Origin of the sequence: Ancylobacter sp., assembly GCF_965279025.1 — a bacterium.
GTDB lineage: Bacteria > Pseudomonadota > Alphaproteobacteria > Rhizobiales > Xanthobacteraceae > Ancylobacter.
In genome coordinates, this window is record NZ_OZ257132.1 from 3,049,873 (window position 1) to 3,073,933 (window position 24,061).

Genomic DNA, 24,061 nt, shown 5'->3' on the forward strand with positions numbered 1-24,061 from the left:
TCTGCGTTGGAAGGCTTCCAGTTTCTACGCGACGCTGCGGGTTGTGCCGGTGTCTGCGACACTTTGACGTTGAAGAAGGGCGATCACGGCCGCCGTCACCGCCTCGGTCCGCGCCGTGCCGCCGAGATCCGGCGTCAGGGCCGTGCCGTCCGCCGTCACCTGCTCGATAGCCGCCATCAGCCGCGCGGCAGCGTCGGCCTCGCCCAGATGCTCCAGCATCAGCACCGCGCTCCAGAACGCGCCGATCGGGTTGGCGATGCCCTTGCCGATCAGGTCGAAGCCGGAGCCGTGGATGGGCTCGAACATGGAGGGGGTGGCGCGATCCGGCGCGAGATTGGCGGTGGCGCCGATGCCGAGGCTGCCGCTCAGCGCCGAGGCGAGGTCGGACAGCACGTCGGCGTGCAGATTGGTGGCGAGCACCGTGTCGACCGTGCCGGGGCGCAGCACGAGGCGCATGGTCATGGCGTCGACCAGCATCCAGTCGACGTCCAGCTCCGGGAAGTCCTTGATCACCCCCCGGCAGACCTCGTCCCACAGCACCATGCCATGGCGCTGGGCGTTGGATTTGGTGACGATGGTCAGCTTCCTGCGCGGCCGCGACATGGCGAGTTCGCAGGCGAAGCGGCAGACGCGCTCAATACCGGCGCGGGTGAACACCGAAACGTCGATGCCGACCTCGATCGGGAGGCCGCGATGTGCCCGCCCGCCGGCGCCGGCATATTCGCCTTCGCTGTTCTCGCGCACGATCACCCAGTCGATGTCCTTGCCGAGTTCCGGCCGCAGCGGGCCATTGATGTTGGGCAGCAGGCGCGAGGGGCGCACATTGGCGTATTGGTCGAGCCCCTGGCAGATGGCGAGGCGCAGTTCCCAGAGGGTGATGTGGTCCGGGATATTGGGGTCGCCGACGGCGCCGAAATAGATGGCGTCGAAGCCGCGCAGGGTGTCGACGCCGTCTTCCGGCATCATCGTGCCGACGCGGCGGTAGCGGTCTGAGCCCCAGTCGAAGCTCTCGAAATCGAAACCGAAGCCGCCATCGGCGGCAGCCAGCGCGTCGAGCACCTCGCGGCCAGCATTGATGACGTCGGAGCCGATGCCGTCTCCGGGAATGAGCGCGATTTTATGCCGGCGCATGAGCGTTCTCCATATAGGCGATAATGGCGTCGACCATGTCGGTCTGGGTGCCGGTGCCGCGAATGTCGGGGGTGCGGGTGGCGGGGTTGGCCAGCGCCGCGTCGATGCCGGCCTTCATCAGAGCGGACGCCTGACCGGCAGCGGGAATGCCGCGTCGGCGCCCGAGCCACTCGATCAGCATCCGCGTCGATTCGATCATCGCATAGGGGTTGGCGAGCCCCTTGCCGGCGATGTCGGGAGCCGAGCCGTGGGTGGCCTGCGCCATGGCGATGTCGCCGCGTCCGATGCACAGGCCCGGCGCCATGCCGAGCCCGCCGACCAGCCCGGCCGCCTCGTCGGTGAGGATGTCGCCGAACATGTTGGTGGTGACGACGACATCGAAGCGCTGCGGCTCGCGCACCAGCTTCATCGCGAAGGTATCGACGATGACTTCCTCGATGGCGACATCGGGGAATTCCTTGCCGGCCTCGTAGCACTCTTCCACGAACATGCCGCAGCCGAGCTTGAATACGGTGTTCTTGTGAACCACCGTGAGCCGCTTCTTGCGCGCCTGGGCGATTTCGAAGGCGGCGCGGGCGACCTTGCGGCTGCCCTCGCGGGTGATGACGCGCACCGAGATGGTGGTGTCGTGCGTCGGCCGGAACTCGCCGCAGCCGGCCACCACGTTGCGGTCCGGCTGGAAGCCCTCATTGTTCTCGCGCACGATGACGAGGTCGATATCGTCATAGAGGCAGCCGAGCCCGGGATAGGAACGGGTGGGCCGCACATTGGCGAACAGGTCGAAGCTCTTGCGCAGAATCGGGTGCGGATTGATCGCCTCCGGCACCTTCGGATAGGCCTGATGGCCGATCGGCCCGAGAATGAAGCCGTCGAGCGTGCCGAGCGTTTCCAGCGTGCCCGGCGGCATGGTGTGGCCAAGCTCGTCCAGCGCGGCGCGGCCAAGCGGCATGGGGCGCCAGTCGATGGCGAGGCCGCAGGCCTGCGCCGCCGCTTGTGCGATGGCATGGGCGGCCGGCACGATCTCGTGGCCGATATCGTCGCCATTGAGGACTCCGATGCGCAGGGGTGGATGCGAAGCCATGGCGCTCACTCCGCCGCGTCGCGCAGGTTCGCCGGCACCGAGGCGCGGGCGATCTCGCTGACATCGCCCAGTTCGGGCAGGCGCCAGCACAGCGCCATCAGGCGCTCCGTCACCTCGTCGCCGACGACCAGCGCCGACTGATGGGCGAATTTGCGCGCCAGATGTTCGTTGCTCAGCGGCTTGTCGTGGCTGCCGATGGCGCGTTCGATCGACTTCTCGATCACGCGGCCGTCCGCAAATTCGACCTCGATGACGACGGAGGCCTCGTGGATCGAAGTGTCGGACGTCGCATGCACCCTGTCGCGCAGGGCGATGATATCAGGCGCGTTGGCGGCCTCGTCGGTGAAGGCGGTGGGCGAACCATCGCCGCGCAGCAGGGCGCAGGCGGCGGCGTGGAAGACGCTGAACTTGGTTTCCAGCCCGGTCTTCGGCGTGCGCTTGCCGGTGAGTTCAAGCACCAGCGGATGGGTGCGCAGGCGCACGGCGGCGATGTTGTTTATCGCGTCACCCAGTTCCTCGCGCAGTTGCTGGCAGCCGTCGATGGTGGGGTGGATGACGATGCCGCAGGCGAAGGGCTTGTAGGAATTGAGCCCGGCTTCCCAGTTCTGGCCGAGCCCGCCGAGGATCTCGTTATAGTCCTGCTTGGTGGAGAGCACATTGGCGAAGCCGCGCGGCGCCTCGATCGCCTGCAGCGAGCTGTCGAAGCCGGCCTTGGCGAGGAACGCGGCCAGCGCGCCATTGCGGGCGGCCGCTCCCGGATGCAGGCTCTTGCACATGGTGCCGAACATTTCGCGCAGGCCCGAAGCCTGCGTTGCGGCAATGCCCAGCGCCCACACCATCTGCGTGTCATCGAGCTTCAGCATGTGGCCGACGGCGGCGGCGGCGCCGAACACGCCTGTCGTGCCGGTGATGTGCCAGCCGCGATCATAATGTTCGGGATAGACGCTGTTGCCGATCCGGCATTCCACCTCGACGCCGACGATCAGCGCGTTGAGGAAGTCGGCGCCGGTCATCGGCTGATATTCAGCCGCCGCCAGAAGCGCGGAAGCCACCGGGCCGGCGGGGTGGATGATGGTCTTCAGATGGGTGTCGTCATAGTCGAGCACATGCGAGGAGATACCGTTGATCAGCGCCGCGTTCGGCACGTCCAGCCGCTCGCCGCGGCCGATCACGGTTGCCTGCGGGTTGCCGGCAAAGGGCGAGATGCCGGCGAGCGCACGGTCCACCGTCTCATGGCGGGCACCGCCGACGGCGCAGCCCATCCAGTTGAAGAAGGTGCGCACGCCTTCAGCCTGTACGGAGGCGGGAATGTCGTCGAGCTTGCAGCCGACGATCCAGGTGGCGAGCTGGCGGGTGACGTCTTTGTTGGACATTCTGTTCTCCTTTAAACGAGGCCGCGCGCGATGCCGCCGTCGACATTGATGGACTGGCCGGTGATGTAGCTGGCGAGCGGGCTGGCCAGCCAGGCGACCATGATTGCGATCTCGTCCGGCTCGGCGAAGCGCCCGAGCGGGATCTCGTGCGAGAATTCGGCATAGATGTCGTCGATCGGGACGCCGCGCTCTGCCGCCATCTTGGTGGCGCGATTGATCCAGAGCGCGGTCTTGGTGCGGCCGGGGCCGACCGCGTTGATGCGGATGCCCTTTTCGCCCAGCTCCAGCGCCAGCGTCTTTACCAGGCCGAGCAGGCCGGCTTTGTGGACGTTGGTCATGATCTGGTGGGCGTAGGGCATCTTCGCCGCCGCCGCGCCGAGGGTGACGACAGAAGGTGCGTCACCCGCCGCCAGCAAAGGCAGGGCGGCGCGCACGGTGCGCACCGTGGACAGCACGTTGAACTGGTAGCTGGCGAGCCAGTCCTCATCGCTCAGCGTGTCGAAATCGGCCCGCACGCTGCCACCGACCGCGCTGACGAGTATGTCGAGGCCACCCCAGCGGGCGCGCGCATGCTCCATCAGCGCAGCGGCCGATGCGGCGTCCGTGACGACATCGGCGACGAAGACCTCCGGCGCGCGGCCAGTGGCCTGTGCGAGGCGGGCGCTGGCGGCGTCGAGATTGTTGCGGCTGCGCGAGGCGATCATCACCTGCGCGCCCTCGCGCAGCAGGATGCCGGCGGTGGCCTCGCCAATGCCGTAGCTGCCGCCGACGATGACCGCGCGGCGCCCGTCAAACCCCAGATTCATAATGGCTCCTCAGCACGAAGCGGTAGACGCGGAACACGATCAGGATGGTCGACGAGATCACCGCGATGCGCACGATGTGGAAGGCGGTCACCAACTCGGCATCGGCGTGCATCGCTTTCGCGGTCAACACCATTTCGGTGATCGCCGCCGGGGCGAGGGCGAGGAAGCTGGTGGTCAGCGGCAGGCCGGTGGCAAGCGAGAGCACCTCCGCCCCGACCGCGGCGGCGAGGATCAGCAGCACGCCGATCAGCAGCCCGGACGCGGCAACGCGCGGCAGCCGCACGAACAGGTCGCGCCGAAAGCGCATGCTGAGCCACACCCCGATCATGATCTGGGCGGCGATGATGAGGATGCCGGGCACCGCGACATTCATCAGCCCCGAAGCGCCCAGCGCTGCGCTCGGCAGCAGGGAGCCGAGCAGCCATGGGTTGGGGATCACCGTCGGGCGCAGCGCCTGCGCGCCGAGATAGGCGATAACGAGGCCGAGGGCGAGCAGCAGCAGATCGTGCGAGGCGGCGGGATCGACCGAATTGACGGTGCCGGTCTCGCCGAAGGCGAACACCATGAACGGCACGATGCTCACCACCGTCGTCACCCGCAGCGCATGGACGATGGAGACCGCATTGGTGTCGCCGCCTCGCGCGGCCGCCACCACCGCCATGTCCGCCATGCCGCCGGCCGCCGTGGCGAAGAAGGCGGTGGTGGCGTCGATGCGCGCCAGCGGGCGCATGATGAGCGCACCGATGAAGGTGGCGACGATGATGTAGAGCGTCGCCAGCAGCATGGCCGGCAGCAGTTCAAGCGAGGCCAGCAGCAGATGCGGGGTGAAGCGCATGCCGATGGCAAGCCCGACGATCACCTGGCCGATCTCGCGCAGATGCGGTCCCGCCTGCAGCGGCGCGCCGGAAACATTGAGCAGGCCGCAGACGAAGAGCGGCCCCAGCATCCAGGGCAGCGGCATGTGGACGAGCGACGCGGCATAACCCGCCGCGGCGGCAATGGCATAGGTGGCCAGAAGGCGCAGCCCCATCTTCAGCCGGGACGGGCGCGGCGGCTCCATCAGCTTGGGGAGTTCGGGCACGTCGGCCATCAGCCCATCGCCCTGACGCGCGCGCCTTCAGTGCCGGCGGCGGCGATTCGCGCGTCGGCGCGCGCCGGTATCCGGCAATCGGGCGAGCGGACAGACATGACGGCCTCCCAAGGCTCTGCCGCACGGATCGGCGTTGCCGCAACTCATTCTTGGCGCCCGTCTCGGCGGCGGGGCGACCCCGCCCGGCAGGGCATGCGGCGATAGAGACAGCTTGAATGAAAACTGTCAACAGATCGGCATCGCTGCCGCTTCTACCGCACCCGCGTGGGGCGAGGTCTCGTTAAGGCGGCTACATGCCCAGATTTGTTACGTTAAAAGGCGATCAATGCGTGGTTTGCCGCGCGCTCCGCCTAGCCTGTCGCCGCCCGGGAAGGGGAGAGGGTCAGCAATGCCGCCCGCAAATCTGTTGACAGTTGACGGAGAGGGGGACAGTCTTGATCCGCCTAATCCACACGGGCCGGCCGCTCTTGGCCGCCGGCCGAAGGACCCAGATGGAACGGCGGGAGGAAAACATGACAGATTTCACACGCAGAGACGCCTTCAAAATCTCGGCCGGTGCGTTCGCAGCGGCCTCCGGCATGGTCGCCATGCCGTCCATCCTGCGCGCCGCTGCCTATCCCTCGCGGCCGATCAACGTCATCGTGCCGTTCGCCACCGGCGGCTATAATGACCGTCTCTCCCGTGCCTTCCTGCCCTATCTCGAAAAAGAGCTCGGGCAGCCGCTGGTCATCGTCAACAAGCCCGGCGCCGGCACGCAGCTCGGTAATTCCTACGCGCTGAACCAGCCGGCGGATGGCTATTCGATCCTGTGCACCTCGGCGGCCCCCTACATTCCGCTCACCATCCTGCTGCAGAACGCGCCCTACAAGTTCGAAGACTTCTCGATGATCAACCTGCCGTCGCGCGACTACACGCTGGCGGCCACCTCGGTTGATGGCCCGGTGAAGACCTTCGCCGAAGTGATCGAGAAGCTGAAGAAGGACCCGGCCAGCCTCAGCATCGGCGTGCAGCCGGCCTCCGCCGACTACGCCAACATGGTGCTCGCCTTCCAGGCCGCAGAGATCGACGCCTCCAAGCTGCGCATCGTCACCTATGATGGCGGCGGCCCCGCCCGCAACGCCACGGCCGGCGCCCAGGTCGATGTCGGCTTCGTCGGCGGCGAGGGCTTCCTGCCGCTCAAGACCAAGGTTCGCCCGCTTGCCATCTTCGCCGCGCAGAAGGTGGACTGGTATCCCGACGCGCCGCTGATCGGCGAGGCCGGCATCAAGACCGATTTCGTCGAAGGCTCGCAGCGCGGCTGGGCGGTGACGACCAAGCTCAAGAACGAGCAGCCGGAAATCTACAAGACCCTTGTTGCCGCGATCGAGAAGGCCAGCAAGAACCCGAAGGCGATCGAGGCCCTGAAGCTGCAGGAACTGGCCACCACCTGGTACGGCCCCGAGGCGTCCGACAAGGCGTATCTCGACAACGCCGCCAAGATGGCCAAATACGTCGACCTGCTGAAGTAGGCCGCATCAGCGAAGGCAGGCCGCCCACGAGCCGGCCTGCCTTTCCTTCTCGCTCCTCTGACGAATGGAGATGAAGATGCGTATCGGTCGGCAAACCTACGCCATCGACTACGGCCATCTGGCACTCATCACGGTGATTGCCGCTGCGGTCATCTGGTATCTGTTCGACGCGCGCAGCGTATCGCTCAGCGTCAACAATCTGCTTCTGGTGCAGCCGATCGCCATCTTCGCGCTGGCGATGTACCTTTTCATCCTGCCCCAGTGCTTCCACAAGGTCGACGCCCGCGAGGTGGCCAAGAGCCCGGCGCAGAAGGATCCGCTGCATGTGACCATCCCGTCGGAACGCTCCGACATTATGCGCATGCTCGCCCTCGGGATCTCGCTGGGCCTTATGGTCTTCCTGCTCGACGTCATCGGCTTCGACATCGCCATCTTTCTCTTCGCGGCCGCGGCGATGGCCATCTGCGGCGAGCGGCGCCCCTTCCACCTGCTGGTGTTCTCGCTCGGGGTGACCCTGGTCACGATCTACGGCTTCCGCGCCCTGATTTCCTATCCCATGCACACCACCCTGCTGTGAGGCGCGCCCGATGATCGACGTTTCCGCCTTCAATGAGGCCTTGGGCATCATGTTCACGTCGGTCGGGTCCTGGGGGTGGATTGTCCCCGGCCTGGTCGTCGGCCTCGTCTTCAGCGCCATTCCCGGCATATCGATCACCATGGCCATGGCCATCGTGCTGCCGATGTCGCTCTACATGGATTTCTTCTCGGCCATCGTCTTCCTGACCTCGGTCTATACGGGGGCGGGCTTCGGCGGGTCGGTGCCGGCCATCCTGATGAACATACCGGGGTCGCCATCATCCTTCGCAACGACCTTCGACGGCTATGCCATGTCGCAGAAGGGCGAGCACAACGAGGCGCTCGGCTACGCGCTGTTCGCCTCCACCCTGTGCGGCATCGCTGGCTATGTGCTGCTGCTGCTGGTGATCGAGCCGCTGGCCGACATCGTGCTGCGCATTGGCCCGGTGGAGATGTTCGCGGTGGCGATATGGGGCATGATGCTGCTGGGCTCGCTCGGCTCCACCTATATCAGCCGTGGCCTGCTGGCTGCCGCCTTCGGCATCCTGCTGGGCACGGTCGGCATGAACACCGCCGGCTTCACCCGCGGCACGATGGGCCTGCCGGTGCTGCTGGACGGCATCGCGCCGATCCCGGCCATGATCGGCCTTTTGGCCGCCAGCCAACTGCTTAGCCTGGCGACACGCGACTACATCATCGAGGCGGAGGGCTCGCGCGAGGTCAGCCTGCGCAAGATACTCAAGGGCTGCTGGGGTACGTTGAAATATCCCGGCGTGCTGCTGCGCGGCTCCATCATCGGCATCATCATCGGTGCCGTGCCGGGCGTCGGCTCGTCCATCGGCAATCTGATCGCCTATGCCGAGACCAAGCGCACCGCCAAGGACAGCGCGACCTTCGGCAAGGGCAACCCCAAGGGCGTCATCGCGGCGGAATCGGCGGTGGCGAGCGGCGAGGGCGGCTCCATGGCCACCATGCTGGCGCTCGGCATTCCCGGCGGCGGCGCGACGGCGATCCTGATCGCGGCCTTCATGATGCACAACATCGTGCCCGGCCCGAGCTTCATCGAGACCCAGAAGCCGATGGTCTACGCCATCATCCTCAACAACATCGTCCAGGCCATCGTGCTGCTGGCGGTGGGCATCGGCTTCATCTACGTCGCCTCCAACATCATGAAGGTGCGCACTCGCTACGTCCTGCCGGCGATCCTCGTCATCGCCACGCTCGGCACCTTCGCGGTGACGGGCGAGGCGGCCGGCCCGATCACGCTGTTCGTCTTCGCCCTGCTGGGCTACGCGCTGAACCGCTACCAATATCCGGTATCGGCGGTGGTGGTCGGCATCCTGCTCGGGCGCATGCTGGAGACGGAGTTCCTGCGCTCCTACCAGCTCTCGGGCGGCAACCCGCTCTACGTGCTGGAGCGGCCGGGCGCGATGGCCATCTTCGCGGTCATGTTCGCCTCGCTGGCGATGACCGCTTGGGGCAAGCGCAAGCAGAACCGGGCGGAAGCGGCGGAGGCCGAGGCGATGTTGCGAATGCAGCAGGACGCGGGCTCCGCGCACACCACGCCGAGCAAGGGCTGAGAGCTTCTTCTTCTCGAGACGACTTCCGAAAGGGCGGGTGCAAACCCGCCCTTTTCCATTACGCGGCGCTCATGCTTCCAGGTGCGGCGCCGGCACGAACGAAAAACCCCCACCGTCGATGACGGCGGGGGTTGAGGGCTGGGGACGAGCGGCGGCGAAGGCTCAGGGAGCGGCGCCAATCGGGACCTGGCCGAACGACGCGCGCTCGGCTTGGTCGAGCTGGTTGATGAGGTTCATTTCCCAGGCGAGATACTGACGGGAAGCCTCGGCATTGCCGTCATGGCGGTCATGGACGAACCAAACGCGGTCGCGCGCGTCCTCGCGGCTCATGCGCCGCTTCACCCGGTCCACCGGCCACCCCGCTTGCGCGCAGGCATCGAGATCGGCCGGCAGCCAATCGGCAGCGATGCCGGCAGCGTGCAGTTCGCAGCAAGCAGCAGCTACGGCAGTGGCGTCGCCCAGCAGGATCGCCCGCCGCGTGGCGGGGGGGAGAATGCCGGGCAGGTCACCGCGCAAGGCCCAGCGGGCGCCGTCGAGGCGGCCCGTCTCCCACTCGGTGGAGGGCCGCAAATCCAGCACCGGCACGCCCTTCTGGGCGAGGCTCCAGCCCGCGCCGGGCGTGATCGCCCGTGGCAGGACGGGCGGCCGCAACGGCGAGGCGGGCACGAGCGGGCCATCGGTTTCCGGGGCGTCGTCGAGCGCCAGCACATGCACCTCGAAGCCGAGCGCGCGCAGGAACAGCCCCGCCAGCGCCGCCCGCAGCCCGGTATCGTCCATCAGGATCAGCCGGGCATGACGCACCCCAACATACTGATCGGTCGCCTGAATCAGCTGGCCGGCAAGGGCGGGTACGGCGCCGGGCACCGGCCGCGCCGCGCGCTCCGAGTCGCTGCGCAGGTCGAACAGGAAGGTGGTCCGGCCGGCGTCGGCCAGCATCTCCTCCGCTTCAGGCGGCGAAATCGACGAGAGCTTGGAGGTGGCGATGAGGCTCGCCGCGCGCGCACGGCTCACCTGCGCCTGCGCCGGGTCCAGCGCCGGCATGGGTTCGGCGGTCGCGCCGCGGTCGAGCGGCATTCCCGCCAGGGCCCAGCCCTGCGTGCCGTTCTCCAGCGCGTAAACCGGGTTGCGCGTGCCGATGGCGCGCAGCGTCAGGGCGCCGACAATGCCGCGCGTACGCCCCGCGCAGGTGATGACGATGGGCGTCGCCTCGTCCGGCACCGCGGCATCCAGCCTGTGGGCGAGCTCGCCATTCGGCACGCAGCGCGCGCCCGAGATGCGCATCTTGCCATATTCGGCCGGCGGCCGGGCATCGAAGAAGGCATGCGCGCGGCCCTCGCGCCGCCAGCTCTCCAGCGTGGCGGCGTCGATCATCGTGGGGTGATGCTCGTGCTCCAGCAACTCGCCGAGCGTCTTGCTCGGCACGTTGACGCCCGCAAACACCCCGTGCCCCGCCGCTTCCCAGGCGGGCAGGCCGCCCTCGATCACCGAAACATCCGTGTAGCCGCAGGCGCCGAGGCGCCGGGCGGCCTTGAGGGCGATGCCGTCGCCCCCGCCGATCAGCAGCAGCGGGCAATCCGCGCGGGGAACCAGCGCAACTGCCGACAGTTCAAGCCGGCTGAACGGGCAGGGAATGGCGAAAAGTGGGTGCCCTTCCCCGAAGGCGGCCGCCTCGCGTATGTCAAGGAAGGCGATCTCCTCCCCGGCGTGCAGGCGGTCTTTCGCCGCCTCCGCCGTCACCAAAGCCGCGCTCATGCCACCGGCTCACCGCGGAAGAAGCGGTGGAAGGCCGCATAGATCAGGTCCGGGCGGTGCTCTGCCGGGTAGTGGCCGGTCGGCACGGGGAGGCCGACGAGATCGTCCGCCCATTCCGACCACGCTTCCACCGGCTTGAAGTGGCGGCCGCAATGGCTGTTGGTGCCCCAGATGACCATGGTGGGGCACTCGATCTTGCGCGTGCCGTAATCGGCCGTGTCCATGTCGAGATCGACGGTGATAGTGGCGCGGTAGTCCTCGCAGACGGCGTGGATCTGCTCCTTGGTCGCGCAGCGTATATATTCTTCCATCGCCTCGGGCGTGAAGATCTCCAGCCCCACACCCTTCTTGTTGAGCTTGTAGCGCATGTAATAATCGAGATCGGCGCCGAGCAGGTTCTCGGGAAAGGGCGCTTTCTGCGCCATGAAGAACCAGTGGTAGCTCTCGCGCGCCCAGCCGAGCGTGATGTTGTTCAGCACATGGTGGGTCGGCACGATGTCGAGCGCGGCGTAGCGTGTGACGCGCTCGGGATGGTCGAGGCACATGCGAAAGCCGACGCGCGCGCCACGGTCATGGCCGGCGACGGCGAAGGTGTCGTGGCCAAGCGCGTCCATCACATCGAAGGCATCCTCGCCGAGGGCGCGGAACGAATAGCCGGAATGGTCCTCGCCGCCATAGGGCTTGGAACTGTCGCCATAGCCGCGCATGTCGATGGCGACGACCGAAAAGTCGCGGGCCAGCGAGGGGGCAATCTTGTGCCAGCTCACCAGGGTCAGCGGGTTGCCATGGATCAGCAGGAGCGGGGGGCCCTCGCCGGCAGTAGCCACATTGATCTCGGCGCCACGGGTCTTGATGCGCTGGAAGGTGAAGCCCTCCATCAGCTTTGTGGTCGGCACGAGTTCGGGAACGGCTTCGGCGACGGCCATGGCGACTCTCCTCTTTCGGGTCGGATCGAACTATCCGAGTTTTGCCAACTGTCAACAATTTAGGTCGAAAAGGCAAGGGGTCGTGTGATTTCGCCATACGACGAGGCAACTGATGACAGGGTGTCCGATTGTCGACCATGGTGGCGTGGCGGTCCTGCCCCGGTTGTGGCAGCCCGTGCGGATGATTCCACGCGAATACGGGCGTCTTCAATTGCATTAAGACGATTGCATGTTTTTGCAATTGTTTTAGCTCTTGCGGCGGACGCAGCGTATGCGTCCCTCGGGCGGCGTTGAACGGGGCGGTTGCCCGCGATGTCGCTGGGGCGTTTCAACAAGGCCCCTTGGCCCAGGCAATCGGGATTCAAACCGTGAGCGAATTGCTCTCCGGCGGAACTGCCGACATGAAGGCGCGGGTCGGCGAGGCCTCGGCCTTTCTCAAGACACTGTCCAGCCCCGACCGGCTGATGGTGGCCTGCGCGCTGGTGGACGGCGAGCGCTCGGTGCGGGCGCTGGAGGAACTTCTCGGCATTCGCCAGCCCGGCCTGTCGCAGCAGATTGCCCGGCTGCGCGCGGCGCGCCTGATCGCCGGCCGCAAGGAGGGCAAGCAGGTGTTCTACCGGCTGGCCGACCCGCGCGTCGAAGCCTTCATCGCCACCCTGCACGCCCTGTTCTGCGCGCCGCGTGCGAGCGCGGCGGGGAACGGGTCATGACCGAGCTCACCCCGCTTGCCTCTTTGTCCGGTGGCGCCGTTGTCGGCCTCAGCGCTGTGCTGATGATGCTCCTGGAAGGCCGCATCGCCGGCATCAGCGGCATCGCCAGCCAGCTTGTCCCGCCCTATGCCGACACATCGGCCGCCGAGAGATCCGCCTTTGCCGGGCGGCTCGCCTTCATTGCCGGGCTGGTTGCCGCGCCCGTCGTCCATGCGGTGGCGACCGGCGGGGCCGTGGTGCAGGCGGTGTCGGCAAATCTCGTGCTGATGGCGATTGCAGGACTGCTGGTCGGCTTCGGCTCCGTCTGGGGCTCGGGATGTACTTCGGGCCACGGCGTGTGCGGCCTGGCCCGCCTGTCGCGGCGCTCCTTCGTGGCGACCGGCATTTTCATGGCGGCAGGTTTCGCGACGGTCTTTGTCATGCGTCACGTGATCGGGGGGTGAGGGGATGTCGATCCTCGTCAATCTCGGCCTCGGCCTGCTGTTCGGCTTCGGGCTCATCATCTCGGGCATGACCAATCCGGCCAAGGTGCTGAATTTTCTCGATCCGTTCGGCACGTTCGATCCCTCGCTGGCTTTCGTGATGGGCGGGGCGGTGATCGTCACCTTCATCGGCTACCGGCTGGTAGTGGCGCGGTGCGGGCCGCTGCTGGCGCCGCGTTTCCAGCTGCCGGCCCGCACCGATATCGATGCGCGGCTGATCGTTGGGCCGGCGCTGTTCGGCATTGGCTGGGGGCTGGGCGGCTTCTGCCCCGGCCCGGCCTTCACCGCGCTGGCCCTTGCCGCCCCCGGCACGCTGGCGTTCATCCCCGCCCTGCTGGCCGGCATGTGGGCGGCCCGCCTGATCGGCGAACGAAAGAGCTGAGGCCGGGCGCGCGGGCTGGACGCTCCTGCCGCCGCTGGACGGCGGGCGGGGGGAGGGCTAGACCGCTTGCATGCAGCCCGCGCTCCTCATCTTCGATTGCGACGGCGTGCTGATCGACAGCGAGGTGCTCGCTGCCGGCGCGCTTGTTGGCGAGCTTACCTGTCACGGTGTCGCCGTCGACGTGGGCTTCGTGGCGCGGCATTTCATCGGCCGCGCCCACACCATCATCCGGACCGAGGTGAAGGCGCGCTTCGGCGTGGACCTGCCGGCACGCTTCGAGGAGGATTATCGCGCCCGGCTGCTGGCCGCATTCGAGGCCGAGCTGCGCCCCATGGAAGGCGCGGTCGAGGCGTTGGCGGGGCTGCGCGTGCCGTTCTGCCTCGCCACCTCGTCCAGCCCGCCGCGCCTTGCGGCGTCGCTGCGCATCGTCGGGCTGGACGCGGTGTTCGCCGGGCGCGCTTTCACCGCCTCTCAGGTTGCTCGGGGCAAGCCGGCGCCGGACCTTTTCCTTTATGCGGCGAAGCAGATGGGGGCGGACCCCGCGTTCTGCATCGTGGTGGAAGACAGCGCGGCGGGGGTCGCCGCCGCGCTTGCCGCCGGCATGGAGGTTTGGCATTTCGTCGGCGGCGGTCATTTTGCCGCCATGGACATGAAGCTGCCCGCCGAGGTAACGCCGCATCGGCGCTTCGCCGCATTCTCGGACATCCGGGCGGCGCGGCCCGATCTCTTCCACGCGCCGGATGCGGCAGGCCCGACATGAACATGACGCCCGACCCCGACGCAACCATCGACGACCAGGCGGCGCGGGCGGCCTGGCTGTATTATGTCGGCGGCCTGACCCAGGACCAGATCGCCGGCGAGATGGGGCTGTCGCGCCAGCGGGCGCAGCGTCTGGTCAGCCGGGCGGTGGGCGCCGGGCTCATCCATGTGCGGCTCAACCACCACCTCGCGCGCTGCGTGGAACTGGAAGCGACGCTGCGCGCGCGATTCGGCCTCGTGCGCTGCCGGGTGATGCCAGGCCTCGGCCCGTCGCGCGACCCGGTGCGCTCCATAGCGCCTGCCGCCGCCGAGGAGATGGAACGGGTGCTGGCGGAAACCCGCTCGCGCGTCATCGCGCTCGGCACGGGGCGGGCGCTGCGCGGCATGGTGGACGCGCTGAGCCCGGTGGAGGCGCCGCAGCACCGGCTGGTCTCGCTGCTCGGCAATATCGCGCTGGACGGTTCGGCCTCGTATTTCGAGGTCATCATGCGCCTCGCCGAAAAGGTGCGAGCGCCGCATTACCCGATGCCGGTGCCGGTGCTGGTGGATACGGTGGAAGAGAACCGCACCCTCCAGTCGCTCGGCTCCGTGCGCAAGGTGCGCGGGCTGGCGCAGGCGGCGGACGTGACCTTTGTCGGCGTCGGCCAGATGACCGAGGACGCGCCGCTGATGACCGACGGCTTCCTTACCCCGGACGAACTGCACGAAATCCAGCGCGCCGGGGCGGCCGGCGAGGTCGCCGGGTGGATCTATGACGGGCAGGGGCGCTATCTCGACCTTACGCTGAACCGGCGCCTCACCGGCGTGCGGGTGGAGATCGCTCATCCCGAGCGCCCGGTCATCGGCATTGCCGCCGGCGCGGCCAAGGTGGTGGCGCTGCGGGCGGCGCTCACCTCCGGCATCATCAACGGCCTGGTGACCGACGAGCCGACCGCCGCCGGGATTCTGGCCGGCTGAGCCGTGCTGCCCAATAAAGCGGCGGCGAATTCATAACAAGTTACCTCCACAAGGCATCTGTCCGACGAAAGACGGGCGGCATGCTCGCGCGTGCAGCATCGAATTCACTTGACGCCCGCCGGGGTGCGCGTGAGTATTTGCCCATACGGCGATTATTTGCTCAAAAACGCCGAAGGGAGGAAGCTATGAACGTGACATCCCGCACCCTCGCGGGCGCCTCGCTGCTGGTAGCCCTGATGGGCACAGCCTCGGCGCAGACCACCATCACCGTCGCCACCGTGAACAATGGCGACATGATCCGCATGCAGCGCCTGACGCCCGAATTCAACGCCCTGCACCCGGACATCAAGGTTAACTGGGTGACGCTGGAAGAGAACGTGCTGCGCCAGCGCGTGACCACCGACATCGCCTCCAAGGGTGGCCAGTACGACGTGCTGACCATCGGCAATTACGAAGTGCCGATCTGGGCCAAGCAGGGCTGGCTGATGCCGCTGGAGAATCTCGGCGCCGATTACGACCAGGCCGATCTGCTGCCGCAGGTGGCACAGGGCCTCACCGTCGACGGCAAGCTGCACGCCGTGCCATTCTACGCCGAAAGCTCCATGCTGATGTACCGCACCGACCTTCTGGAGAAGGCCGGGCTGAAGATGCCCGAGAATCCCGACTGGGACTTCATCACCGACGCCGCCAAGAAGATGACCGACAAGGGCGCCGGCATTTACGGCATCTGCCTGCGCGGCAAGGCCGGCTGGGGCGAGAACATGGCGTTCCTCACCTCGATGAACAATTCCATGGGCGGCGCGTGGTTCGACATGGAGTGGAAGCCGCTGTTCAACGGCCCCGAGTGGAAGAAGACGCTCGACACCTATCTGAACCTGATGAAGGAATACGGCCCGCCCGGCTCGTCCTCCAACGGCTTCAACGAGAACCTCGCGCTGTTCCAGACCGGCAAATGCGGCATGTGGATCGACGCCACCGTCGCCGCCTCCTTCATCTCCGACCCGAAGGAATCGAAGGTCGCCGACAAGGTCGGCTTCGCCCCTTCGCCGGTGCGCAAGGGCGGCAGCAACCACGGCAACTGGCTGTGGTCGTGGAACCTCGCCATTCCGGCGACGACCTCGAAGGCCGAAGCCGCCAAGACCTTCGTCGCCTGGGCGACCTCGCCGGCCTACACCAAGCTGGTGGCGGAGAAGGACGGCATCGCCAACGTGCCTCCCGGCACGCGCACCTCGCTGTACAAGAACCCAGAATATCTGAAGGTAGCGCCGTTCGCGGCGATGACGCTGACGGCGATCGAGGCGGCCAACACCCAGAAGCCGTCGGACATGCAGGTGCCCTATACGGGCGGCCAGTTCGTCGCGATTCCCGAGTTCCAGGCGATCGGCACGGCGGTGGGGCAGCAGTTCTCGGCCGCGCTTGCGGGCAAGGCGACCGCCGACCAGGCGCTGGCCTCCGCGCAGGCGCTCACCACGCGCGAAATGACCCGCGCCGGCTACCCGAAGAAGTAGGCGCCTCTCCGCGCCGCCGCGAAAAAGCGGTGGCCCCAAGGTCCGCCCGGCGCCCGCCCGCGCCGGGCTGTTTCCCGACACGGCGCGGGTGTCTCCCGCTCTCGCGCCGTGTCGGGACCTCCCCTCAAAGGGTGAGATGTCGGCGCCAAGGCGTCGCCTGATACTCTGATCCGTTCCGTCCACCCGAGCCCGCGGCGGCCTGCGCCGGCGTGCGCTCCGGCCAGGGAGACCCTCCATGGCGACGCAAGCCTCACGCATTGCCGGCCGGCTGATGCTCTCCCCGGCGGTCGTGCTGCTGTTTCTCTGGATGATCGTGCCGCTGGGCATGACCATCTATTTCTCCTTCCTGCGCTTCAACCTGCTGATGCCGGGAACGGAAGAATTCACCGGCTTCGAGAACTACACCTACTTCTTCACCGATCCCGCCTTCTGGCCGGCGCTGACCAACACGCTGACCCTGGTGCTCGGCGTGCTGGTCATCACCGTGGTCGGCGGCGTCGCGCTGGCGGTGCTGCTCGACCAGCCGATGTGGGGGCAGGGGATCGTGCGCATCCTCGTCATCGCGCCGTTCTTCGTCATGCCGAGCGTTTCCGCGCTGGTGTGGAAAAACATGCTGATGAACCCGGTGAACGGGCTTTTCGCCGCGTTGGCGCGGGGACTGGGCCTGCAGCCCATCGATTTCTTCGCCGACGCGCCGCTCGCCTCCATCATCGCCATCGTCGCCTGGCAGTGGCTGCCCTTCGCGACGCTGATCCTGTTCACCGCGATGCAGAGCCTCGACCGCGAGCAGATGGAAGCCGCCGAAATGGACGGCGCCGGCCCGCTCTGGCGGTTCGTGCACCTCACCATTCCGCACCTCATGCGGGCGATGACGGTGGTGGTGCTGATCCAGACCATCTTCCTGCTGTCGGTGTTCGCCGAAATCCTCGTCACCACCAATGGCGGGCCGGGCACGGCTTCCACCACGCTCACCTTCCTCGTCTACATGCAGTCCATGCTGCAATTCGACGTCGGCCTCGGCTCGGCGGGCGGCATCGTCGCCGTCATTCTCGCCAACATCGTCGCGATCTTCCTGATGCGGATGATCGGCAAGAACCTGGAGGCATGAGATGGCACGCGAGGCTACCAAGGGCCGCAAGGCGTTCGTCACCGTCCTCGCCTGGGGCGTGGCGCTGCTGATCTTCTTCCCCATCCTGTGGACGTTCCTCACCTCGTTCAAGACCGAGGGCGAGGCGATCAGCTCGCACCCGTCCTTCCTGTTCTTCGACTGGACGCTGGAAAACTACGAGACGGTGAACCAGCGCTCCGACTACCTCGCCCATTTCTGGAATTCGGTGGTGATCTCCGTCGGCTCGACCGTGCTCGGGCTCATCATCGCGGTGCCGGCGGCGTGGTCGATGGCGTTCGTGCCGGGCAAGCGCACCAAGGACCTGTTGATGTGGATGCTGTCCACCAAGATGCTGCCGGCGGTGGGTGTCCTCGTGCCGATCTACCTGCTGGCCCGCGACGCCGGCCTGCTCGACACCAAGACCGGCCTCGTCATCGTGCTCACCATGGTGAACCTGCCGATCATCGTGTGGATGCTCTACACCTACTTCAAGGAAATCCCGGCCGAGATCCTTGAAGCCGCGCGCATGGACGGGGCCACTTTGTCCTCGGAAATTCTCTATGTCCTGACGCCCATGGCGGTGCCGGGCATCGCCTCGACGCTGCTGCTCAACGTCATTCTCGCCTGGAACGAGAGCTTCTGGACGCTGAACCTGACCGCCGCCAGTGCCGCGCCGCTCACCGCCTTCATCGCCAGCTATTCCAGCCCGGAAGGGCTGTTCTACGCCAAATTGTCGGCAGCCAGCACCATGGCCATCGCGCCGATCATGATCCTCGGCTGGTTCAGCCAGAAGCAGCTCGTGCGCGGGCTGACCTTCGGCGCCGTGAAATAGGGAGAGACTTATGGGCGAGATCGTTCTGACCGAAGTCCGCAAGTCCTTCGGCGGCGTGTCGATCATCCAGGGGATCGACCTCGTCATCCCCGATGGCGAGTTCGTGGTGTTTGTCGGACCCTCGGGCTGCGGCAAGTCCACCTTGCTGCGGCTCATCGCCGGGCTGGAGGACACGTCCTCGGGCACCATTTCGATCGACGGCAAGGATGCCACCCGGCTGCCGCCGGCCAAGCGCGGCCTTGCCATGGTGTTCCAGAGCTACGCGCTCTACCCGCATATGAGCGTGGCCAAGAACATCGCCTTCCCGCTGCGCATGGCCGGCGCCTCCGCCGAGGAGCAGGAGCGCAAGGTGCAGGCGGCGGCGAAGGTGCTGAACCTCACCCCCTATCTCGACCGCAAGCCGAGCCAATTGTCCGGCGGCCAGCGTCAGCGCGTCGCCATCGGCCGCGCCATCGTGCGCGAGCCGGCGGCGTTCCTGTTCGACGAGCCGCTGTCGAATCTCGACGCGGCGCTGCGCGTGTCGATGCGGCAGGAAATCTCCGAGCTTCACCACACGCTCAAGACCACGATGGTCTACGTCACCCATGATCAGGTGGAGGCCATGACCATGGCCGACCGCATCGTCGTGCTGAACGCCGGGCGCATCGAGCAGGTAGGCAGCCCGCTGGAACTCTATCATTCCCCCGCCAACCTGTTCGTTGCCGGCTTCATCGGCAGCCCGAAGATGAACCTCGTCGAGGGGCCGGAAGCCGCCAAGCACGGTGCGCATACGCTGGGCATCCGCCCCGAGCACATCGACATCGCCGATGACGGGCCGTGGAAGGGCACGGTCGGCCTGTGCGAGCATCTCGGCTCCGACACCTTCCTCAAGGTGGATGTGGCGGGCATCGGCCAGATCAATGTCCGCGTCGGCGGCGACGTGCCGCTGCGCCATGGGGCGCAGGTGGGTCTCGCCCCGCAGGCCGACAAGCTCCACCGCTTCGATGCACAGGGCAAAGCCCTCGCCTGAAACGCATCGCTCGTTCCGCGCCTTTGACTTCGCCGCGCCTTCAACGTCGCCCCGGCCTCGGCACGGCGCGACAACCGGAAGACTAAGAGATGACGACCCCCGCCTATACGCTCCCCGCCTATGACCGCGCCCGCCTCACCCCGGGCATCGTGCATATCGGCCTCGGCAATTTTCATCGGGCCCATCAGGCGGTGTATCTCGACGATCTGTTCGCCCTCGGCGAGGCTCATGACTGGGCGATCATCGGCGCCGGCGTGCGTCCGGCCGATGCGGCGATGCGCGACGCGCTGAAGGCGCAGGACTGCCTGTCGACCGTCATCGAGCTCGACCCCCATGGCCGCCGTGCCCGCCGCATCGGCGCGATGATCGACTTTCTCCCCGTCGAGCCCGGCAATGGCGCGCTCATCGCCGCCATGTCGACGCCGGAGATTCGCATCGTCAGCCTCACGGTTACCGAGGGCGGCTATTTCATGGATTCGGCCGGCCGGCTCGACACCGGCGCGCCGGCGATCCGCGCCGATGCCGCAAACCCCGCCGCGCCGGAGACCGCCTTCGGGGCCATCCTCGCCGCGCTGAAAGCCCGACGGGCGGCGGGCGTGCTGCCCTTCACCGTCATGTCCTGCGACAACCTTCCCGGCAATGGCGACGTGACCCGGCAGGTGGTGGTGGGGCTGGCGCAGCTTTTCGATGCTGACTTCGCCGCGTGGGTGGAGGCGAGTGTCGCCTTCCCCAATGGCATGGTCGACCGCATCACCCCCGCTACCGGGGAGCGCGAGCGCGCCATGGCGGCGGCGTTCGGGCTCGACGACCCGGTGCCGGTGACGTGCGAGCCGTTCCGCCAGTGGGTATTGGAGGATCATTTCCCCGCCGGCCGTCCGGCGCTGGAAAAGGTCGGCGTGATCTTCACCGACCATGTGCACGCCTATGAGGCGATGAAGATCCGCATCCTCAATGGCGGCCACGCCATCATCGCCTATCCCGGCGGGCTCATGGATATCGGGCTGGTGCACGAGGCGATGGAGGAGACGCTCATCTCCGCCTTCCTCGACAAGGTGGAGCGCGAGGAGATCATCCCCATCGTGCCGCCGGTGCCCGACACCGATCTCGGCGCCTATCACAGCGTTATCCGCGAGCGCTTCGCCAACCCAGAGGTGGCGGACACGGTGCGCCGGCTCTGCCTCGACGGTTCCAACCGCCAGCCGAAATTCATCGTCCCCTCCATTCGCGACAACCGCGCTGCCGGCCGGTTGCCGAGGGGGCTGATCCTCGAATCCGCCCTGTGGTGCCGCTACTGCGCCGGCACCAGCGACAGCGGCGCGGTGATCGAGCCCAATGACCCCAATTGGGACGCGTTGACCGCCCGCGCCGTGAAGGCCAAGGAGCATCCGGCAGTCTGGCTTGCCATGAGCGAGGTTTACGGCGAACTGGGTCAGGATGCCGAGGTCGTGGCGGCTTTCGCGGTGGCGCTCGACGCGCTATGGGCGAGAGGCGCCCGGGCGGTGATCACCGACTATCTCGCGGGCTGATCCGAGCGTCCCGAGGTCCACCATGTCCGCACCCGCCACCCCCTCCACGCCGGTCCTGCTCTGCGCCGGTGAAGCGCTGATCGACATGGTGCCGCGCCCGACGCAGGAGGGGCAGGCCTTCCTGCCGCTGCCGGGCGGCGCGGTGTTCAACACCGCCATTGCCGCCGCGCGGCTCGGCGTGTCCACGTGCTTCTGGTACGGGCTGTCCAGCGACATGTTCGGCCAGCAACTGCGCGCGGCACTCGATGCGGCGGGCGCCGATGCCAGCCTGTGCATCCCCGTCGAACGTCCCTCGACGCTGGCCTTCGTCACGTTGGTGGAGGGGCAGGCCCGCTATCTGTTCCTCGACGAGAACACCGCCGGCCGCATGCTGACGCCGGCCGATATTCCCGACCTTCCGCCCGAGGTCCGCGTGCTGTTCTTCGGCGGCATCAGCCTTGTCGGCGAGCCTGTCGGTTCCGCGATGGAGGCGCTGGCAGCGCGTACGGCGGGCGACGGGCAGGGGCGGCTGATGATGCTCGACCCCAATATCCGCCCCGGCTTCATCCGCGACGAGGCTGCCTATCGCGCCCGCATCCTCCGCCTGATCGGCCTCAGCCATGTGGTGAAGCTCTCGGACGAAGACCTGTTCTGGCTTACCGGGCCGGGCGACCTTGCGGCGCAGGCGCAGGCGATCCGCGCCATGGGCCCGTGCCTCGTGCTGATCACGCTGGGAGCGGAGGGGGCCCGGGCGTTCGGTGAGGGGCTGGACGTGGCGGTGCCGGGACAGGCCGTCGCCGTCGCCGACACGGTGGGCGCGGGCGACACTTTCAACGCTGCCTTCCTGTGCGCGCTCATCGAGCAGGGGCTGGCCACGCCGGCGGCCCTGGCCGCGCTTTCCACTGAGGCGCTTGAGGCCGCGCTGGCTTTTGCGGTGGCCGCGGCGGCGATTTCCGTCACCCGCGTCGGCGCCAACCCGCCCTGGCGCCGCGAGCTTGCCGAGTTGTACTGACACAGCGTGACGAATTCTTCCCCGGAACCCCCCGCTCGCGGGAGGCGTTGAGCCAGACAGGCAAACGGGAGAAGACTTCATGATCGCCCACCAGGCCGCCCCCACGACACCCGACATTCCCGGCGGCGTTCCCATGCCGGGCACGAATCCGGTGCCCGATACGGCGCCGATCCACGATCCAGTGCAGCCGCCGATCCAGGATCCCGACGTGCCGGAGATCCGCGATCCCGTTCCCCCCGCGGTCAGCGACCCCTGGCCGGCGCCGCCCGTGCCGCAGCGCGAGGGGCTGCAGGCCGCATCCATCCCCACCATGCCGCCGCCGCGCGAGCCGCCGGCGGACCGCCCTCAGCCGGGGATAGATGAGCCACTCATGCCGCCGGATCAGGATCCCGACATCACCCCCGATGTCACCGAGCCGCTGGATGAGCCGATCGCCCCGCCGGTCGACCTTCCCCCGCGCGACCCGGTTCCGGCACCGATGTAGCCACGCCCAAAAAGATGTGATCGCGGGAACGTTGCACGAGGCAACCGTGTTTCTTCTGTCTCACGCGGGAGAAGGCTCATTCCCCCCAGCAGGGACCATGTGAAGAGGTCCTGACGACCAATTACCAGGAGGAATTTACCATGGGACTGTTCTCAAAGGACATCAAGACCATGGACGATCTCTTCGTCCATACGCTTCGCGACATCTATTATGCGGAGAAGAAGATCGCCAAGACGCTGCCGAGCATGATCGAGAAGGCCACCGATCCGCAGCTCAAGGCCGATTTCCAGAATCACTTGTCTGAAACCGAGGGCCACATCCTGCGTGTCGAGGAGGTGTTCAAGATGCATGGTGTCGAGGCGAAGGCGGTAACGTGCCCGGCGATCGACGGCATCATCGACGAAGCCGAGGAAATTTCCGGCGAGGTGGCGGATGACCAGGTGCTCGACGCCGCGCTCATCGCTGCCGCGCAGGCGGTAGAGCATTATGAGATGACCCGCTATGGCACGCTGGTCGCCTGGGCCAAGCTGCTGGGTCGCCCTGATTGCGCTAGCGTGCTCGCCCGGAACCTCGACGAGGAAAAGAACGCGGATGCCAAGCTGACCAAGCTGGCGGAATCGCGGGTCAATCTGCACGCGGCGGAATGACCGTCGACGTGGCGCCGATCCTTGTGACAGAGAGCAGGGATCGGTGCCGGTCGCTTATGGCAGGGAGGCTTTCATGCCCGCCAAATCGAAGGCCCAGCAGAAGGCTGCCGGTGCGGCCCTTGCCGCCAAGAGCGGCGACGCCAAGAAAAGCGAACTGAGGGGTGCCTCGAAGTCCATGGAGACATCCATGACAGAGAGCGAGCTGGAAGAACTCGCCGGCACCTCGCGCAAGGGCAAGCCTGACCGCGTCGACCACTGATCAACTTAGAGAACGAGAGACGGCGGCAGCGGGCGGAACCTCGCCGCTGCCGGTGCGTTTTTCCCGGCGTTTGACAGGGGAAATTCGATGCCGGAAAGCGTTCCAGATCGTGGCAAGCCTCAGCGTTCCCTGTTTACCCGGTTCTCTCAATGGGTATCTGCGCAGGCGGGCAAGCCGGTGCTCTTCGCCGGCGCGGCCGGGCTCATCGTCATCTGGGCGCTCACCGGTCCCTTCGTCGGTTTCGGCGACACGTGGCAGCTTATCATCAACACCTCGACGACGATCATCACCTTCCTGATGGTGTTCGTGATCCAGAACAGCCAGAACCGCGACACGGCGGCGCTTCATATCAAGATCGACGAACTGATCGCCCGCACCGAAGGTACGCGGCGGGTTCTGCTGGATCTCGAGGAACTGGACGATACCGCGCTGGAAAAGATCCGCGCCGAATATGAGGAACTCGCCCGCCGCGAGCGGGAGGGCGGGCAGGACGGCACCGATTCGCCGTCGCCGCGCCGCCCCAGTGCCCCGCCCCGCGCCACGAAGCCGCGCGCCGGCAAACCACCGGCGCCGGCCCCGTAGCG

At 67.1% G+C, this 24,061-nt stretch carries 25 protein-coding genes; 18 read left to right on the top strand and 7 right to left on the bottom strand.

Annotated features, from left to right (window positions below; genetic code table 11):
• Positions 1-24: 24 nt before the first annotated feature.
• The 5 genes from ACQY76_RS14010 to ACQY76_RS14030 are packed head-to-tail and all read right to left on the bottom strand — an operon-like array spanning position 25 to position 5,481.
• Complete coding sequence (locus tag ACQY76_RS14010) at positions 25-1,131, bottom strand: tartrate dehydrogenase (RefSeq protein WP_428029349.1); 1,107 nt, start codon at positions 1,129-1,131, stop codon at positions 25-27.
• Positions 1,118-2,212: an isocitrate/isopropylmalate dehydrogenase family protein gene (locus ACQY76_RS14015; RefSeq protein WP_428029350.1), complete on the bottom strand. Its 1,095-nt coding sequence runs from the start codon at positions 2,210-2,212 to the stop codon at positions 1,118-1,120. Before ACQY76_RS14015 ends, ACQY76_RS14010 begins: the two co-directional genes overlap by 14 nt.
• Positions 2,213-2,217: 5 nt before the next feature.
• Positions 2,218-3,585: an MmgE/PrpD family protein gene (locus tag ACQY76_RS14020; RefSeq protein WP_428029351.1), complete on the bottom strand. Its 1,368-nt coding sequence runs from the start codon at positions 3,583-3,585 to the stop codon at positions 2,218-2,220.
• Between the two features lie 11 nt (positions 3,586-3,596).
• Positions 3,597-4,391, bottom strand: coding sequence for an SDR family oxidoreductase (locus tag ACQY76_RS14025; protein ID WP_428029352.1), 795 nt, complete (start codon positions 4,389-4,391; stop codon positions 3,597-3,599).
• Positions 4,375-5,481 (bottom strand): AbrB family transcriptional regulator, encoded by a 1,107-nt coding sequence (locus ACQY76_RS14030; protein WP_428029353.1) that lies wholly within the window; start codon positions 5,479-5,481, stop codon positions 4,375-4,377. Before ACQY76_RS14030 ends, ACQY76_RS14025 begins: the two co-directional genes overlap by 17 nt.
• Before the next feature lie 512 nt (positions 5,482-5,993).
• Here ACQY76_RS14030 and ACQY76_RS14035 point away from each other — a divergent pair.
• From ACQY76_RS14035 to ACQY76_RS14045, 3 genes are all read left to right on the top strand, one after another.
• Positions 5,994-6,989, top strand: a complete 996-nt coding sequence (locus ACQY76_RS14035; RefSeq protein WP_428029354.1) for a tripartite tricarboxylate transporter substrate binding protein — start codon at positions 5,994-5,996, stop codon at positions 6,987-6,989.
• Between the two features lie 76 nt (positions 6,990-7,065).
• Positions 7,066-7,566 carry a tripartite tricarboxylate transporter TctB family protein gene (locus ACQY76_RS14040; protein ID WP_428029355.1) on the top strand — a complete coding sequence of 167 codons (501 nt, stop codon included), beginning with the start codon at positions 7,066-7,068 and terminating at the stop codon, positions 7,564-7,566.
• Positions 7,567-7,576: 10 nt separating this feature from the next.
• Positions 7,577-9,145: a tripartite tricarboxylate transporter permease gene (locus ACQY76_RS14045; protein ID WP_428029356.1), complete on the top strand. Its 1,569-nt coding sequence runs from the start codon at positions 7,577-7,579 to the stop codon at positions 9,143-9,145.
• A gap of 162 nt (positions 9,146-9,307) precedes the next feature.
• Here ACQY76_RS14045 and ACQY76_RS14050 read toward each other — a convergent pair whose 3' ends face one another.
• Together ACQY76_RS14050 and ACQY76_RS14055 are read right to left on the bottom strand one after the other, a co-directional pair.
• Positions 9,308-10,897 (bottom strand): rhodanese-like domain-containing protein, encoded by a 1,590-nt coding sequence (locus ACQY76_RS14050; RefSeq protein ID WP_428029357.1) that lies wholly within the window; start codon positions 10,895-10,897, stop codon positions 9,308-9,310.
• Positions 10,894-11,823: an alpha/beta fold hydrolase gene (locus ACQY76_RS14055; protein ID WP_428029358.1), complete on the bottom strand. Its 930-nt coding sequence runs from the start codon at positions 11,821-11,823 to the stop codon at positions 10,894-10,896. The genes ACQY76_RS14050 and ACQY76_RS14055 overlap by 4 nt, the downstream gene beginning before the upstream one ends.
• A gap of 401 nt (positions 11,824-12,224) precedes the next feature.
• On the opposite strand from ACQY76_RS14055, the gene ACQY76_RS14060 reads away from it, so the two are divergent.
• The 15 genes from ACQY76_RS14060 to ACQY76_RS14130 all read left to right on the top strand — a co-directional run bounded on the left by ACQY76_RS14060 (position 12,225) and on the right by ACQY76_RS14130 (position 24,059).
• A complete protein-coding gene (locus ACQY76_RS14060; protein ID WP_428033014.1) occupies positions 12,225-12,533 on the top strand; it encodes an ArsR/SmtB family transcription factor in 309 nt (102 codons plus the stop codon).
• Positions 12,530-12,976: a YeeE/YedE family protein gene (locus ACQY76_RS14065; protein ID WP_428029359.1), complete on the top strand. Its 447-nt coding sequence runs from the start codon at positions 12,530-12,532 to the stop codon at positions 12,974-12,976. Before ACQY76_RS14060 ends, ACQY76_RS14065 begins: the two co-directional genes overlap by 4 nt.
• A 4-nt stretch (positions 12,977-12,980) precedes the next feature.
• Complete coding sequence (locus tag ACQY76_RS14070; protein ID WP_428029360.1) at positions 12,981-13,397, top strand: DUF6691 family protein; 417 nt, start codon at positions 12,981-12,983, stop codon at positions 13,395-13,397.
• A 70-nt stretch (positions 13,398-13,467) separates the two neighbouring features.
• Entirely contained in the window at positions 13,468-14,157 is a 690-nt protein-coding gene (locus ACQY76_RS14075; RefSeq protein WP_428029361.1) for an HAD family hydrolase, read from the top strand.
• The gene (locus tag ACQY76_RS14080; RefSeq protein WP_428029362.1) at positions 14,154-15,113 is read left to right on the top strand and encodes a sugar-binding transcriptional regulator; all 960 of its coding nucleotides are present in this window, start codon (positions 14,154-14,156) and stop codon (positions 15,111-15,113) included. The genes ACQY76_RS14075 and ACQY76_RS14080 overlap by 4 nt, the downstream gene beginning before the upstream one ends.
• Positions 15,114-15,304: 191 nt before the next feature.
• Positions 15,305-16,621 carry an ABC transporter substrate-binding protein gene (locus tag ACQY76_RS14085; RefSeq protein ID WP_428033015.1) on the top strand — a complete coding sequence of 439 codons (1,317 nt, stop codon included), beginning with the start codon at positions 15,305-15,307 and terminating at the stop codon, positions 16,619-16,621.
• A 235-nt stretch (positions 16,622-16,856) separates the two neighbouring features.
• Positions 16,857-17,729, top strand: coding sequence for a carbohydrate ABC transporter permease (locus tag ACQY76_RS14090; protein ID WP_428029363.1), 873 nt, complete (start codon positions 16,857-16,859; stop codon positions 17,727-17,729).
• 1 nt (position 17,730) lies between these two features.
• Positions 17,731-18,561, top strand: coding sequence for a carbohydrate ABC transporter permease (locus tag ACQY76_RS14095; protein WP_428029364.1), 831 nt, complete (start codon positions 17,731-17,733; stop codon positions 18,559-18,561).
• Positions 18,562-18,571: 10 nt separating this feature from the next.
• The gene (locus ACQY76_RS14100; RefSeq protein WP_428029365.1) at positions 18,572-19,570 is read left to right on the top strand and encodes an ABC transporter ATP-binding protein; all 999 of its coding nucleotides are present in this window, start codon (positions 18,572-18,574) and stop codon (positions 19,568-19,570) included.
• An 89-nt stretch (positions 19,571-19,659) separates the two neighbouring features.
• The gene (locus ACQY76_RS14105; protein WP_428029366.1) at positions 19,660-21,096 is read left to right on the top strand and encodes a mannitol dehydrogenase family protein; all 1,437 of its coding nucleotides are present in this window, start codon (positions 19,660-19,662) and stop codon (positions 21,094-21,096) included.
• A gap of 22 nt (positions 21,097-21,118) precedes the next feature.
• Complete coding sequence (locus ACQY76_RS14110; RefSeq protein ID WP_428029367.1) at positions 21,119-22,087, top strand: carbohydrate kinase family protein; 969 nt, start codon at positions 21,119-21,121, stop codon at positions 22,085-22,087.
• 79 nt (positions 22,088-22,166) lie between these two features.
• The gene (locus tag ACQY76_RS14115) at positions 22,167-22,571 is read left to right on the top strand and encodes a hypothetical protein (protein WP_428029368.1); all 405 of its coding nucleotides are present in this window, start codon (positions 22,167-22,169) and stop codon (positions 22,569-22,571) included.
• A 140-nt stretch (positions 22,572-22,711) separates the two neighbouring features.
• On the top strand, positions 22,712-23,218 hold the full coding sequence (locus tag ACQY76_RS14120; RefSeq protein WP_428029369.1) for a ferritin-like domain-containing protein: 507 nt from the start codon (positions 22,712-22,714) through the stop codon (positions 23,216-23,218).
• Positions 23,219-23,291: 73 nt separating this feature from the next.
• Entirely contained in the window at positions 23,292-23,477 is a 186-nt protein-coding gene (locus ACQY76_RS14125; RefSeq protein ID WP_428029370.1) for a DUF3008 family protein, read from the top strand.
• 177 nt (positions 23,478-23,654) lie between these two features.
• Positions 23,655-24,059 carry a low affinity iron permease family protein gene (locus tag ACQY76_RS14130; protein ID WP_428029371.1) on the top strand — a complete coding sequence of 135 codons (405 nt, stop codon included), beginning with the start codon at positions 23,655-23,657 and terminating at the stop codon, positions 24,057-24,059.
• Positions 24,060-24,061 lie beyond the last annotated feature (2 nt).